The following is a 15,005-nucleotide window of genomic DNA, read 5'->3' as shown; positions in this document are numbered from 1 at the left end:
GGAGCACTTTGCCGCTGAGACTGGATAAGGCGACAATCAGCACGAAGCACAATTAAGGCAGTGATCGGGCGATGACTACCCCACACGAACAAGAGACGACCGCGTTCATATCCTGGTTTCGGCGAGGTCATCCCTCTGGGGACGCTCAGGTAGTCAGCGTCGGCGGCAAGGGAGCCAACCTTATAACGATGCATCGCGCCGGTCTGAATGTGCCGCCAGGATTTTGCGTGACAACCGACGCCTACAGGGCAGCCGTCGCACCGATTGCTGAAGATATTATTCACGAGGCAACCGGTACGAACTCTCACGCTGCACGAGAGCTGATCCTGAAGCAGGAAGTCCCGCGTGCCGTGCGAGATGCCGTCATCGAGGCTTATCGGGCGCTGGGATCGCCGGTTGTGGCGGTACGTTCATCAGCGACAACGGAAGACCTGGACAGCGCGAGTTTCGCGGGGCAGCAGGATACCTATCTCGGTGTGCAGGGAGAAGAGTCTGTTGTCGATGCTCTAAGGCGATGCTGGGCGTCCCTCTGGACGGATCGGGCAGTGGCATACCGCACAGAAGCCGGGTTCTCCCATGAATCGGCGGAACTTGCCGTGGTGGTGCAGGAAATGGTTGCTGCAGACGTGGCGGGCGTCTTATTTACGGCAGATCCTATCTCTGGCATGACGGACCGGATGCTCGTCAGCGCCTCCTACGGTCTTGGCGAGTCCGTCGTCGCCGCCCATGTCAACCCGGATACATTTACGCTGGACTCACAGGGGCACGCCGTCGAGACGATCATCGGGGATAAAGAGACACGCATCGACCTCGACCACACTGGCGGGACTAAGAGAAGCCCGGTTCCACCGAATGATCGCGCGGCTTCATGCCTGTCAGACTCCGATCTTCGACGGCTCCATGCTCTCGGGCGGCAGGTATCCGCCTATTACAACGCACCCCAAGATATCGAGTGGGGTATATGCGGCGATGAGCTCTACCTCTTGCAGACTCGACCGATTACATCTTTATCGAATCTGTCGAACACCGACTCGGGACACGGACCTGCACAGTCAAAGATTCTGCAGATGATGCGTGATGACTTGATCGAGCATTATCCCGCACCGTATCCCTTGGACATCATGCCCGTGCGCAAGGTACAGCAGGAAGTTCAGCAAGTTCTCGGTTCCTTCGGTGTGGATACACCACCCGTTGATCGTGTTATCCGCATCAGCGATGATGGGATTGCGAGCGTTCATGCAACGTGGCCGCGTGTTTCGCCGCGCATCGTAACGCACTTGCCGCGCACGATCCGACAGGCCTTTTCGTCGGTGAACCCCGACTGGGATGCAGATTCGCTGGACTGGAAACATGAACTTGAAGCATTCCAGGCGGATAACCGGACGCTTGAGAGTATAACCGACCGTGATCTGATTGCGCGGAGCCACCGTGCGGTTGATGCGGCAGCTGAGCTTACGCGCGCTCGCTTCTCGCGCTACCTCATGCCGCTAATGTTCAAACGTGCTGAGGCGGATGTGATGATTAAAATTGCGCGGCTCGGCCCGAGCATCACCACCGAGGATTTATTCGCGAACCTCGATTTTGTGACGGCACATATCGACCGTGAGATTTCGCGTCTCTGCGAGCGCGCCCGCGAACTCGGTCTCGATGACGTCCTTGTGGAAACAGATAACGCGGTTGAATCTCTCTCGAAGCACGCCAACGGGCCGACGTTTCTCGAAGAGGTTCAGCAGACGCTGTCGCGAATTGGGGCGCGCACACCGCGCATGTACCTGCCCTATTCAAGCAGGTCTTGGGGCGAGAACCCTGAAGCATTTTTCACGCTGATTGCTGCTGGTATTCGCGGCAGGCACACCATGGATGCAGATCGGGCCGATAAACGTCAGCTCGTGCGCAGCCGACTGCCACGGTTCCTGCATAAACGTTGGGATAAGACGGTCACCGCGCTGCGGGCTCTGCATGTCGCACGTGAAGGCTCTCTGTATCTCATCGAAGAATGGTTTGTTGAGGCTCGTAGGGTCATGGATGAGATCGCACATCGACTCGTTGAACGCAGCATCTTGGCGAATCCCTCAGATGTAACCTATGCGCTATTTGATGAGGTAGAATCTGCGCTGCTTGCAGAAGAACCGTCCTCCGATCTGCAGCAGAGGATTTCGCACCGAAAGCAGAAGCGCACAACCGCTGAGACTCTGTGGTGGGACCGGGGGAATCACCGGTCTGAGACGGACGGCATCAAAGGAGTTGGCGCGAGCCCAGGGGTGACGATGGGCACGGCACGGGTTATCCACGGGCCGGAAGAGTTCGGGCTGCTGGAACCGGGCGAAATACTCGTGTGCCGGTACACCGATCCCACCTGGACCCCACTGTTCAATGTGGCTGCCGCCGTGGTGGCTGATACTGGAGGTCCGCTTTCTCACGCGGCTATCGTTGCGCGCGAGGTCGGGATTCCCGCTGTACTTGGCACTCAATCCGGTACGCAGGATATTGTGTCGGGTCAGACGATTCGGGTCGATGGGAACACAGGACTGGTCACACCGGTCGAAAGTGAGTGAGGGCAGATGAATCGTCGTCACTGGTGTCTGGCAGCCGTGCTCATTGGATCTGCAATCATTGGTGTGTCTGCATATAACCCGGTACATAAACCGTCTCGTGAAGACAAGGCAACAGAGTAAGGCGATTGATGGGCCGGGCACAAAGCGGCGCGGTTAGTGCTGCGCGTCAGAGAGTGACATAAAAGCGTGGTCTGTGTGCTTGGTGAGCAGACAACCGGTGTGGGATCGACCTCCTGCCCTGTGGATACACCGTAAAAGTGTCCCATAGGGCGAAGTTATCCACAGCCTGTGACTCGGCTGCCGTGCGCATGCGCGAAAACCTGTGAAATAGGGGTATGGCAGCTTTACCTCCTCCACCTCAGGCAGTATTTCGTACCGGAACGGCAGAACACGGCGTTTTCCGGGCGTTCTCTCGCGGTGCCGACAGCGCTTATAGATCGGGCAGCGCCGAGACAGTAGGCGCCGATGTTGCCCCCGAGCAAACAGACTTCGTTGCCTGTGGAAACTATGCCCCGCCCGAAACCCTCTCGATTGTTGGTACCTGCATGCCGCCTCAAGAGCTGATGGCACCCGATTTTTCAGCCGAGACGAGAGAGCGCCTGGGGCTCACGCCTATTCCGGTGTTTGAGGATCACCATGCGCGGCGCATCGCCCGGCATGCTCTCACCTATCTGCTGGCGCGCCCACCTAGCCCACACACCGAGACCGTTCATGCTTCACCCGCTGCTTCGGCAGACGGCGAAAATCCCCGATTGTGGTCGAGTAAAGACCTAACGTTGGCGGTGCAGCAGGCCTGTGAAGAGGACATGTACGGGGACGAAAACCATGAGTTTCCCGTCGAACACGAGCCCGACCTTGTATCGCGTGCGCTGTCCTGCCTGCACGCCGAACTTTACGGTCTGGGCGCGCTTGAAACCCTCACACATATTCCCGGAATCACCGATATTTACGTGAATTCTCCGCAGGATGTGTGGGTTCAGGCACACGGACAAACCCAACCGGTAACCCTCACCTTCGAGACCGAGGCGCAGGTACGCCAACTCGCCAACCGTCTCATTAGGGCGCACGGCGGCAGGCTCGATGCGGCGCATCCTGCGGATGACGTGCACGATGACTCCGGGCGGCGTATCCACGCGGTTATTCCGCCGCTGGTCGAAAACACGCACCTGTCTATTCGTCTGCCCGCCCAAAGCTGTTTGACACTTACCGCGCTCCGCGAAAGCGGAATGTTTGATGCGGCGACCGAGCAAGCCCTGCGCACCATGATTGCGCACCGGCAAAACTTTGTCGTCAGCGGGGGAACCGGTACTGGAAAAACCACGCTTCTGAACGCGCTTTTGGGCGAATGCGAAGCCTGGGAACGCCTCATGATCCTGGAAGATACCCCGGAACTGAACCCGCAGCATCCGCATACGGTGAGCCTCAAAACCCGTGCCGCGAACGCCGAAGGTGCCGGAGAGATCACGCTGGGAGACCTGCTGGTGCAAGCCCTACGTATGGCACCCGATCGGCTTATGGTGGGGGAGTGCCGCGGCTCTGAAATCCTGCACCTGCTTAACGCCATGAACACCGGGCACCAGGGCGCAGGTACAACGCTGCATGCGAATTCCGCGTTCGCCGTGCCGCATCGTCTTGCCGCGCTGGGTGCGCTTGCCGGTTTGGATGAACGCACCGTAGCCCTGCACGCTTCCACCGCATTTGACCGCATTATTCACCTGGAACAGGTGCAGGGCATGCGGCGGATCGCTGGAATTTACCGGCTTGACCTGCGCCAGGATGCGCTGGTGGTAACGCTGTGCGAGCCTGCGGGTGAACTCTTGGCGGACGGAGGTTCAACGGCAGACAATTCGGCGGGTGGCGCCCTACCGGAGGAGACCGGAGAAAACTTACCGCCGAGCTCTCCCACGGACGCTATTTCACCGGGTACGCACGCTGCACATGAAAGCTCGACAGTCGTGCAGCCCGCACACGAACACCGCGGCGCACACCCCGAAACGCCAACTGCACCGACCGCATGTACCTATGGATACGACCCCGGGGTTCGCACCGATTCTGATGTTCCGCCCTACACAACCGCACCACGGGAACAAACCGACCGTAGCAGCCAGGGAGGAGAGGAACTATGAGTCTGATGGTGGATCATAAGACGCACGCCGCCGGTTCGTCTCAGAGAACGGCGCGTAAAAACGCGGGCGACAGCATGGCTTTTGGCGAGTATCTGCCCGCCACAACACAGCCTCGGCTAAGGACACGGTTTCAAAGGCTTATTCCGCCGACTCCACCAACCTCAACCGAGATGCGTCTATGGCCGCAAGCGTTGCGCGGTATATCTGCAACCCTGGATGCGGGTCTGAGCCTGCGCGAGGCAACGGCTGAAAACCGTACTCGGCATCCGCCTGACGCTGGTGACCTTACGGTTCACGGTTCCGCAGCACAAAGTTGGCAAACGGGGAACACTGATGGGAACGAACCCGAAAAGTCCTCGCTCCTTCGCCGGGCGCTGCACCGGCTGACGGGCAGCAGAGGCGAGCGGGCATACCGGCAAACCCAAGACGATATTGACGAGCTATTAGACACTTTGGCCCGTGAAGAACAGCTTGGTTTTGCAGCGGGAACAACCCTGGGCGCCCTCAACGCGCGGCGAGCGCACAGCCGGGAGCGCATCCGTGAACTCGGCCTGTGCTTACGTATGAACGAAACTACCGGCGCACCTCTGGCGCAGACCCTACGGGCTGCGGCCGAACACGCCGAAGAACATCTGGATGCTCTTCTCGGGCGAGAAAGTGCGCTGACGGGGCCGAAAACGACCGGCAAGATACTGTCGTGGCTGCCGTTTATCGGGTTAGCGATGGGCTGGCTGATGGGAACGGATCCTGTCGGTGCGCTGACTGGTTCGCTGGCCGGTTTGCTGACTGGTTTTTTCGGCATCACGCTGGCGCTTCTTGGGAGGCGCTGGACGGCTCGGCTTGTGCACCGGGCCGAACGCAGCTCCGTGTTGGCCGAGGATCCCGCGCCGAAGAATGCCCGCGCTCAAGCAACTAGACGGCGCCGAAGAGAAAAGAAACCGCCGAAAGAACCGGCAGGGTTTAGCGGTTCTGCAGAGACTGAGCCGCTGGATCCGGCGCTGATGCTTGAGCTTCTTGCCGCACAATTGCGTGCGGGGCTCGGTCTTACCGGCGCCTTACAGGCTCTTGGCCGGGCACTCGCCCATGAAGAACGAGCGATAAGCGATGCGCTTGAGCACATCACCTTGACCCTGACGGTAAGCGCCGATTGGCAGGCCGCCTGGGACGGTTACGACCATCCGCTCCTGCGGGAATTGGCTCGGATTCTGGCACCGGCGTATTCGGCGGGAACACCCAGCTCGGCACTGCTGCGGCACTGCGCGGCAACATATCGGCTTGAAGAGCGCCGGGCGGCAGAGCGCGCATCCGCAAAACTTGCCGTGGCGCTGGTTCTTCCGCTGGGACTGTGCTCGCTTCCGGCCTTTATCTGCTGCGGAATCATACCGATTGTGATCTCGCTTTTACCGGGGCTGCTGGCCTGAATCCGGTGGGCTTCACCCCGGGGCACGTTGCACCAAATCTACCCACAAAAATTATCAAACAACACTATATGAAAGGAAACAACGATGACTGTTGTACACTCTTCTCTCGCTCTGCACACCGCGCACCGGAGCACTCAGGAATGCCTTGAGGCCTATGCCCGCACAGAAGAAAACCCTGTACTTTTAGGGCAGGCACTCGACGAATACACGAACATGTACCTGCAGCGGCTTGAACCGCATCTTGCCCAACAACTAGCGCAGGCGCTCGCCGCCGGCTGCACCCTCAATAAATGCGCCGCAGAATGCCGTTCCCTGAGTGAACACGAGGAACTCTTCGCGGAAATTCGCACGGATGAAGCTGCCGAACTGCACGAGATGACCTTGCCCACCGACGAGGTTGAATACGCGGACGAAAACGACCCTGAGGAGGGCGCCAGCACCGCCGAATACGGCATCGTAATGCTCGCCGCCGTAGGTTTTGCCGGTCTGCTGGTCGCCATTCTCAAGTCCGACGAGATTCGCGGCATGCTCGTAGATATGGTCAAGAACGCCCTTGCAACGGGCGGCTCTGGGCTGACCTTTGGGCTTTTCTAAACCCGGTACTACCCGTGAAAACCGCGAAAGAGTTGCCCAAACCCGACGAAAGGAACGTCTATGAGGCTTATACACCGCATGATACGCGCCTGGCGGTTACGTGCACGTGATGAAGGCGCCGTGACTGCCGAATTCGCGGTCGCTCTGCCCGCCGTGATCGCGGTGCTTGCGCTCTGTCTCTCAGCGGCAGCGGTGGGAATGGCCCAGTCGCGGCTCGAAGAATCCTCGCGAGTCGCGGCGCGTGCCTTCGCTCGGGGAGATAACCTCGCCGCCGTACAGCATGAAGTTTCGCGGATAGACCCCAGCATTAACCTGCAGGTGCAGACCGTAGAAGAAACATCGGGGGCGCGGCAGGTGCGGGTTCAGGTTGAGCGTGCGGCACCGGGGGTTATCGGCTCAGTAACCGGCTGGAAGCTGCAGGCCACCGCGACCGCACGGGTTGAGGGCAGCTCGGATAACGCCACGACGGCTGGCGGCGAATAAACATGGTCACGCCCGGTTTCATCTGGAATACATGCCTGCCATTGTTCGTCAAACCGCAGTGTAAGGCGGTTGATCGACCGCAGCCGACCGAAAACCCGGAGGAGGGGAGCGGCACCGTGCTCGCGGTAGGCATTATCGCCGCCCTGCTGATCCTGGCAACCGTCATCATCGGTTTTGCCGGGGTAAGCACGGCGAATCGGCGGGCGGCGCAGGCGGCAGACCTGGCGGCGCTCGCCGCAGCGGATGCGCTGCGCGGAATCACCCCTGGGGACCCTTGCGATATTGCCGCCCAGGTAGCCCGTGATAATAACGCCAATCTGGTGGGGTGCGCCCTCGCGGACCGCCCCGAAACCGTGGATATTCGGGTGAGCTCTGCTGTGCACGGACCGTTCGCTTTCTTCGGCGATGCGCAAGGTACATCGCGTGCCGGGGCGCCGCATCCGGACTCTGGGGCGGGTGCACCGATGTGGGATTATCCAGCGACGAGATCCCCGAGAACGCCCCCTCCAACCGAACCGCTGAAGAGCCGGGAAGCCCGTAAAATCCGAATGATGAGCCCGATAGGAGGTGCTAGTCAGACCTTGTGGAATGCTCTAGTCTTTACAGCATGTCCCGTTCGGCCTCATCGAGTGAGTGCAGTATTGCCCGCAGCAGGTTTTGTGCGCCTGCCTTCGACAGCGGTTCGTTGCGGTTGCCGCATTTGGGGGACTGCACGCAGGAGGGGCAGCCACTCTCGCATCCGCAGGAATCAATGGCGTCCAGGGTTGCGCCCAACCAGGTGCGAACCGCCTCAAACCCGCGCTGGGTAAAGCCTGCTCCGCCGGGTGCGGCATCGTACACGAAGATGGTGGGGCGTTCCGTATCGGCGTGGTACAGGGTGGAGAGTCCGCCTAAATCCCAGCGGTCGCAGGTCGCAATCAGCGGTAGTAAGCCGATGGCGGCGTGTTCTGCGGCGTGCAGGGTTCCGGGTGCATCAGGTTCAGCCACGCCGGCGGCAAACAGGTAACTCGGCTCAAAGGTAAACCAGATAGCCTCGGTCATCAGGATGCTCGGCGGCATCTCCATCGGCTCATCGCCCAGGTACTCACTGCCGTACACCGAGAACCGTTGAAAGCCCATAACCTGATCGGTCACCTGAACCCGCCCGCGATGCAGCGTCAGCCCAGCAGTATCGGGCTGGGTGCCGTCGAACCCGTACCGCACACCCGCCTTTTCCTGCAGAATCTTCACCTCGGTCGCCTCAATCGCCCGCGTGTAATAGTCGGGGTACACCCGCGAGAGCAGAATAACGCGCGCCGCTTCATCCAGGGACTCCACCAAATACTGGGCGTTCTGGTGAATATAGATAGCTCCCGGGTGACCCTGAGTCATTGCCTGCGCCGAATCCATCGTGCCAATCAGCGAACCATCCTCGGCATCAATCAGCTGATAGGGACCACCACCGGTGGCACGCAGATCCACCAGATTCGTCGCCGACTCCGCGTGCGTCCAATACCAGCCATCCGCCCGGCGGCGCAGATAATTCTGCTGCACCAACCGGTTAAGCAGAGCCTCAGTATGCTCGCCGAACAGCGAAAGCTCCTCGGCACGCAGCGGCGACTCCGCCGCGGCAGCGCACAAATGCGGCGAAAGCACATACGGGTTCGTTGGGTCGAATACGGTAGCCTCCACGCTCTGCCCGAAAATCGCCTGCGGATGATGCACCAGGTACGTATCCAACGGATCGTCCCCGGCGATAAGCACAGCGAGCGCATCCTGACCCCCGCGACCGGCGCGCCCAATCCGCTGAATAAAGGATGCGCGGGTTCCGGGCCAGCCCGCCACGAGCACCGCATCCAGCCCGGAAATATCGATACCCAGCTCAAGCGCAGAGGTACTTGCCAGCCCGAGCAGTTCGCCGGTGCGCAGCCGATGCTCAAGCTCACGGCGTTCCTCGGGCATATACCCCGAACGGTACGCCGCCACCCGATGCGCCAGCCCCGCCTCGGTCTCATCAAGGTAGCGCTGCGCTCGCTGGGAGATCAGCTCAGCGCCGCGCCTCGACCGGGTGAAGGCGAGCGTGCGGGTGCGCGAGAGTACCAGGTCGGTGAGCATTTGGGCGCCCTGTTCGATAGCGGAGATACGCTGCGGCGCCTGCTTTTCCGCCTCGGAACGGGTGTCGAAGGCGCTCGCGCCGACGGCGAGTTTATCGGTCACCTGCGTATCGGGCAGGAACTCCGGTTCCCACAGGATGACGGTGGATTCTCCGCGGGGCGCGGTCGATGTGGTAATCGCGTCTACGTTCCCCTCGGGCACTCCAATGAGCTTGGCGAAAGACTCGGCAGGGTTCGCGCTCGTGGCGGATGCCCCGTAGAATACCGGGCTCACCCGGTACAGCGCGCAGACTCGGCGTAGGCGGCGCAGCAGATTGGCGATATGCGCGCCGAACACGCCGCGGTAGCTGTGCACTTCGTCAAGCACCACATAGCGCAGCCCGCGCAGGAAGTTCGCCCATTGCCGGTGGTTGCCCAGAATTCCGTAGTTGAGCATATCCGGGGTGGTGAGCACAAAATTAGCGTGTTCGCGCACCCACCGCCGCTCCTGCGCCGGGGTGTCGCCGTCATAGGTGGCGGCGTTGAGCCCGGGAAGATGATAGGCGGTGATGGCGTTGAGCTGGTCGGCTGAGAGTGCCCGCGCCGGTGAAATATATAGAACGTTCGCTCTCTGATGGAATCCTGTGGAACTCGTATCCGCTGCCGTGGTGCTGAGCGGTTCACGGTGCGCCCCGCGGTAGAGGGCATCGAAGGCGGGCATGAGGTAACTCAGCGATTTTCCGGATGCGGTCCCGGTCGCCACAATCACATGCCGCGCCGTTGTGCCCGACTCATCGTGCCCCTGCCCGGATGCTCGCCCGAAGGAGAGCCGGTGCGCGTCTTCGGCGAGTGCAGCATCGAATGCACAATGCGCTGCCTGTGCCGCCTGCACCTGGTGGGTGTATGGTTTGTGCACGCCCAGCGACTCGAAGGCCTCAATCACGCGCGGGTGCAGCCAGTGCGGCCACGGCGAATACTGCCCTTCACGTGCGGGGATGCGGTGCACATGGGTGATTTGCGGGGGCAGCGAGCCGTCGCCGGGGAGCTTGGGCATAAGCCTGCTCAGCTGTTCGCGAAGGTTCTCGTCGGGGCGCAGCGAAGGGGAGAATCCGGGGTGCTCATCAGCCGGGGAGTCGCAGGAAGGTTCGGGGCGCATCACACCATTGTAAAACCTCGGGTACGGTAAACCGGCGTGGGCATTCGAAGGGACGCCCGGCATGTTCCGCTCGCCCCGGCAGATAGGTATTCGCTACCAGAAAACGGCGAAACCAGCCGGTGCAATGGGGCAGAAAAACGACGAGACATACCTCATGGTGAAGAAACCACATGCAATCCATCATCGCGGGCGCATCCCGCGGGAAAACAGGGATTATCGGCCACGTTACGGGACGAGTTCCGCCGCCACGGCACACACGATGTACCCAGAAAGCGTAAAATAGGAGGGTGGCTCAGAATCGAATTATCTTGTATTACCAGTTTGCCCCCATAACCGACCCCGTGGCGGTCATGCTCTGGCAGCGTGCCCTGTGCGAGAAGCTCGGTTTGCGCGGGCGCATCCTCATTTCCAAACACGGCATTAACGGCACGCTCGGCGGCGAAATCAGCGCGGTTAAGGCGTACACCAAAGAGACCCGCCAGTACCCCGGCTTCAAGAACATGGAATTCAAATGGTCTGAAGGCGGTGCCGAAGACTTCCCCCGTCTATCGGTCAAAGCGCGCGATGAAATCGTGGCGTTTGGTGCTCCCGACGAGCTCAAAGTAGACGAAAACGGCGTGGTCGGCGGCGGCGTGCACCTCAAACCCGAAGAGGTAAACAAGCTTGTAGAAGAACGCGGCGATGAAGTCGTCTTCTTCGACGGACGCAACGCATTCGAGGCCAAAATCGGTAAGTTCAAGAACGCCGTGGTGCCCGATGTTCGCACCACCCACGACTTTATTCGCGAGATCGAATCGGGCAAGTATGACGATCTGAAAGATAAGCCCGTCGTCACCTACTGCACCGGCGGCATTCGATGCGAAATCCTCTCCGCCCTCATGAAGAACCGCGGATTCAAAGAGATCTACCAGATTGACGGCGGTATTGTGCGCTACGGCGAAAAGTACGGCGATAAGTCCCTGTGGGAGGGTTCACTCTACGTATTCGATAAGCGCATGCACATGGAGTTCACCCCGGATACTGTCACAATTGGCCAGTGTGAGCGTTGCTCGGCACCGTCTAATAAATTTGAGAACTGCTCGAATGAGAGCTGCCGCGAACTTGTGCTCCTATGCCCCGAGTGCGCCACCGATGATGCGAAACGCCGCTGCGTGCCCGAATGCGCGGTGGATCGCCAGAGCGCCCACGCTGGTATCTCATGAGCGAGTCCGTACAGGCGCCCGTGACGGTTTCACCCGCGCGCATTGAGAAACACGGTTCTTTGCTGGTGGCGGGAGTCTCCCAGGTGTATAAGCTGGGGGATGATTTCACGCCGCTGTGGGATGAGCTGAATCAGAAGGCATCCCCGGCGATGCTCGATATTCTGGCGGTTACCCAGTACATTGGCGTGTGCACTCAGCCCAGTACCGACGGTTTCGTGCGCTACACGGCCGGTATTTTGGTTGATGACCGTGCCTCGGCGCATAAACTTGGGCTGGGTCTGCTGGACCTTCCCGAGAGCACCTACGCGGTGGTTGAGATTACCGGGCCGATTTCGCGGTCTATTCCGGCAGGTTTTGAGAGCTTTGAGCGTGAGTTCTTCCCGTCGCATCCGCAGTACCGCCCGTTAGGCGGCCTGGAGGTGTACGGTCGCGGCGATATGCAGGCGGCAGACTACACGATGGAACTGTGGGTTCCGCTGCTAGAGGTTCCTGCCTCGGCATAAAGCGCTCCGACTAGAACTCCTTAGTCTTCTCCCAAGCCTCTATTTCGCCTGGGACTACCTCGAACACGGGGTGCACCGCGGGCTTACCGGCCTGGGTGAATTTCGCGAGACGCTCGGTAAGAATAGGCTCCCAATCGACATCTCGCCCGGCAACTTTGTGTGCCAGAAAGCTCAATTCGTAGGCAAGCTGGCCCTCGGTCACGGGAATAGAGCTCCTCAGGTTCTTACCCCGCTCAGTGGCAATCAGCGAACGGTTGAAGGAATACCCGCGCAGATGCGCCTCATCGGCGAGCCCATGCAGATAAGCCCCAATAGCCTCTACCGGCTGAGAATGCGCACGAAACCGAATGAGCTGCGGATGATTCGTGTACCCTCGGGTGAGCCCGCGCAGCACTTTCTGCGCAAGCAAGCTCTCACGCCAGCACGCGATCAGGGCACGACGGTCAAGAAGGGACGGGTGGGCAGACCAAATACGCATCCACCCACTATACCGCCGCAGACCTGCGTTCATAGGTAAAACAGCAGCGGCCCGCCCAAAATATTGAGGCAGAATGCACCTGTGGGGCGCTCGCATCTGAACAGGATGCGAGCGCCCCACATTAGTGTAGGTACCCTCTATGCTACGAGTTCCGCGCTAGCTATGCCCAGTATTCTGGGCCTTCGGGGGAGTAAGGCGGGTCGTCGGTCAAATATCAAGTATTTCTGAAAATTCAGGTGCATCTTGAAGAGCCGAGTACCAAAGTATAGTTATGAAAATACGTTCGATTTACATCATAAAAACTTATTCTGATGCTAAACTTTACGTACCTTTCCGCCAGTATATGAGGGAAATCGATGCTTGTTGCCACCGTTGTCGCTGAGGCGATGTTTTGGGCATGCCTGGTGTTAGGCTGCGTATTTCGTTATACCTTGAAAATGCCCAGAACCGGAATCGTATTATTAGCGGCAACCCCGGTGATCGACCTGTTATTGCTGGTGTTTTCTTATATCACGCTGAGCCAGAGTGGCGCGGCAGAATTTATGCACGGATTCGCGGCCTTCTATATCGCTTTCTCGATCGTTTTTGGTCGGAGTATTATTCACGCGTTCGACAGGAAATTCTCTGGCTCCGCCTCGGAGGGGGTTGCGGTCAGCAGCGCTCAGCAGTTGAGAAAATGCGTGGCGGCGTGTCTGATAGCGGCGGCTTTGCTTATCGCCGGGATTTTTGTGACCGGTCTGAAGGGTAGCTTCTGGCTTGTGTATTGGCTGATCGCGGTGGCGTTTACGCCGCTGATGTGGTGGGGCGTAGGGAAATGGTACGCGCGCAAGGCGAGTAAAGAATCATGAAACGTGTTTTCCAGGAAACACCTGTCGGCGGACTCGCAACAAAACATCGCTCCCGGATTTACGTCATCTGAGGCAAGCAGGTACGGCAAAAAGCAATGTCTGTAGTACCTGCACCTAGAAAATAATGAATCATATGGTTTTTCTGTCGGGGTCTTATACATAAAAGTTTTGAACGAGGTATGGATATACTAACGGTAGAAGAAATGCACATTCGTTACCTTGAGGTAAGTATTGCGCGTAAAAAAATATAAATGAATCATTACCTAATATGTCGCATATATTTTATGTCGAAAAGCGTATTGACTAGTAGTTATATGAGTGGTTTTACTCATCTTATTTAAAGCTTGCTCTGTAAAGTAAATAATTGTATGCTGAATACTCATACACGAGGAAATACCCCCTGTAGGGCAATACGAAAGGCATAACAATGAACGCATCAGACACTCAGAAAACCGAACTTGCGGTACAAAATCTTGAACCACAGCCGGGCACAGAGAAAAAACTTGGTTTTCTTTCTTTTGGGCACTGGGCCGAAATTCCCGGTTCGCGCGTGAACAGCGCATCCGAATCTTTGCACCAGGCTATCGATTTGGCGGTAGGCGCCGAAGACATCGGCCTGGACGGCGCGTTCTTCCGTGTGCACCATTTCGATCAGCAGCAGGCCACCCCGTACCCGCTTCTGTCTGCTATCGCCGCGAAGACCAGCCGCATTGAGCTTGGCACCGGCGTGATCGATATGCGTTACGAGAACCCGCTGTACATGGCCGAACTCGCCGCGATGGCCGATCTGATTTCTGCCGGACGCCTGCAGCTGGGTGTCTCACGCGGCTCGCCCGAATCCGTTATCCGCGGTTTCGAGAGCTTCGGCTATTTCCCCGCCGAGGGTGAAGATGAGAGTGCGATGGCACGCCGTCACCTCGACATCTTCATGAAGGCAATCCAAGGCGAAGGCATGGCACCCTCCGCGCGGGTGCAGGGCAAGTACGCCCCCGTGCAGCCGCAGTCGCCCGGTCTGAGCAAGCGCATCTGGTGGGGCGCGGGAACTGACAGCACCGCCGTGTGGACTGCACAGCAGGGGCTGAACCTCATGTCTTCAACGCTGATGCTCGAAGATAAAGGTGTGCCTTTCGACCAGCAGCAGGCGGAGCAGATTCGCCTCTACCGCGAGGAATGGGTCAAGGCAGGGTACACCCGCGTGCCGCGCGTTTCGGTCTCGCGCTCGGTGATCCCCATTATCGATGCCGATTCGGCGCGCTATTTTGGTCGCCGCGCGCAGGAAGATTCGCAGGATTACACCGGTATTATCGACAATACCTTCTCGCGGTTTGGGCGCAGCTATATTGGCGAACCCGACCTGATTGCCGAAGAACTCGCTCGTGATGCTGCCGTTCAGGCGGCAGATACCGTGCTGTTGACCGTGCCGAACCAGCTGGGCGTGGACTTCAACCTGCGGATGCTCGAATCCATTGTGAAGGACATCAAACCCGCGCTGACGGTAAAGGCATAGCGGAGTCCCGCCCCCAAGATCGAGTGGGAATAACGCGAGCAGGTAGTATTTTCCTACTTG

The 15,005-nt window shown here is 59.0% G+C and carries 11 protein-coding genes and 1 pseudogene; 10 read left to right on the top strand and 2 right to left on the bottom strand.

What is annotated here, in order from left to right; translation table 11 throughout:
• Positions 1–71 precede the first annotated feature (71 nt).
• From HMPREF0733_RS02210 to HMPREF0733_RS10875, 6 genes and pseudogenes are all read left to right on the top strand, one after another.
• Positions 72–2,555, top strand: coding sequence for a PEP/pyruvate-binding domain-containing protein (locus HMPREF0733_RS02210; protein WP_013397759.1), 2,484 nt, complete (start codon positions 72–74; stop codon positions 2,553–2,555).
• Positions 2,556–2,890: 335 nt separating this feature from the next.
• Positions 2,891–4,681, top strand: a complete 1,791-nt coding sequence (locus HMPREF0733_RS02205) for a TadA family conjugal transfer-associated ATPase (RefSeq protein ID WP_013397758.1) — start codon at positions 2,891–2,893, stop codon at positions 4,679–4,681.
• Entirely contained in the window at positions 4,678–6,102 is a 1,425-nt protein-coding gene (locus tag HMPREF0733_RS02200) for a type II secretion system F family protein (protein WP_013397757.1), read from the top strand. The genes HMPREF0733_RS02205 and HMPREF0733_RS02200 overlap by 4 nt, the downstream gene beginning before the upstream one ends.
• Positions 6,103–6,186: 84 nt before the next feature.
• The gene (locus HMPREF0733_RS02195; RefSeq protein WP_013397756.1) at positions 6,187–6,696 is read left to right on the top strand and encodes a DUF4244 domain-containing protein; all 510 of its coding nucleotides are present in this window, start codon (positions 6,187–6,189) and stop codon (positions 6,694–6,696) included.
• A gap of 60 nt (positions 6,697–6,756) precedes the next feature.
• Positions 6,757–7,179 (top strand): TadE/TadG family type IV pilus assembly protein, encoded by a 423-nt coding sequence (locus tag HMPREF0733_RS02190; RefSeq protein ID WP_013397755.1) that lies wholly within the window; start codon positions 6,757–6,759, stop codon positions 7,177–7,179.
• A gap of 2 nt (positions 7,180–7,181) precedes the next feature.
• A pseudogene (locus tag HMPREF0733_RS10875) lies at positions 7,182–7,553 on the top strand (Rv3654c family TadE-like protein); the annotation flags it as partial.
• A 226-nt stretch (positions 7,554–7,779) separates the two neighbouring features.
• Here the strand turns inward: HMPREF0733_RS10875 and HMPREF0733_RS02185 are convergent.
• Positions 7,780–10,470, bottom strand: a complete 2,691-nt coding sequence (locus HMPREF0733_RS02185; RefSeq protein WP_013397754.1) for a DEAD/DEAH box helicase — start codon at positions 10,468–10,470, stop codon at positions 7,780–7,782.
• 224 nt (positions 10,471–10,694) lie between these two features.
• On the opposite strand from HMPREF0733_RS02185, the gene trhO reads away from it, so the two are divergent.
• Together trhO and HMPREF0733_RS02170 are read left to right on the top strand one after the other, a co-directional pair.
• Positions 10,695–11,609 (top strand): oxygen-dependent tRNA uridine(34) hydroxylase TrhO, encoded by a 915-nt coding sequence (trhO, locus tag HMPREF0733_RS02175; protein ID WP_013397752.1) that lies wholly within the window; start codon positions 10,695–10,697, stop codon positions 11,607–11,609.
• On the top strand, positions 11,606–12,112 hold the full coding sequence (locus HMPREF0733_RS02170; protein WP_013397751.1) for a GyrI-like domain-containing protein: 507 nt from the start codon (positions 11,606–11,608) through the stop codon (positions 12,110–12,112). The genes trhO and HMPREF0733_RS02170 overlap by 4 nt, the downstream gene beginning before the upstream one ends.
• A gap of 10 nt (positions 12,113–12,122) precedes the next feature.
• Here the strand turns inward: HMPREF0733_RS02170 and HMPREF0733_RS02165 are convergent, their stop codons facing one another.
• Positions 12,123–12,590 (bottom strand): pyrimidine dimer DNA glycosylase/endonuclease V, encoded by a 468-nt coding sequence (locus HMPREF0733_RS02165; RefSeq protein ID WP_041321550.1) that lies wholly within the window; start codon positions 12,588–12,590, stop codon positions 12,123–12,125.
• Positions 12,591–12,946: 356 nt separating this feature from the next.
• On the opposite strand from HMPREF0733_RS02165, the gene HMPREF0733_RS02160 reads away from it, so the two are divergent.
• On the top strand, positions 12,947–13,438 hold the full coding sequence (locus tag HMPREF0733_RS02160; protein ID WP_013397749.1) for a hypothetical protein: 492 nt from the start codon (positions 12,947–12,949) through the stop codon (positions 13,436–13,438).
• A gap of 427 nt (positions 13,439–13,865) precedes the next feature.
• Positions 13,866–14,945 carry an LLM class flavin-dependent oxidoreductase gene (locus HMPREF0733_RS02155; RefSeq protein WP_013397748.1) on the top strand — a complete coding sequence of 360 codons (1,080 nt, stop codon included), beginning with the start codon at positions 13,866–13,868 and terminating at the stop codon, positions 14,943–14,945.
• The last annotated feature ends 60 nt before the right edge of the window (positions 14,946–15,005 follow it).

Origin of the sequence: Rothia dentocariosa ATCC 17931, from assembly GCF_000164695.2 — a bacterium.
In the GTDB taxonomy this organism is placed as follows: Bacteria; Actinomycetota; Actinomycetes; order Actinomycetales; family Micrococcaceae; genus Rothia; species Rothia dentocariosa.
The sequence above is the reverse complement of the archived record's forward strand: the minus strand, read 5'-3'. Positions and strand labels throughout refer to the sequence as shown.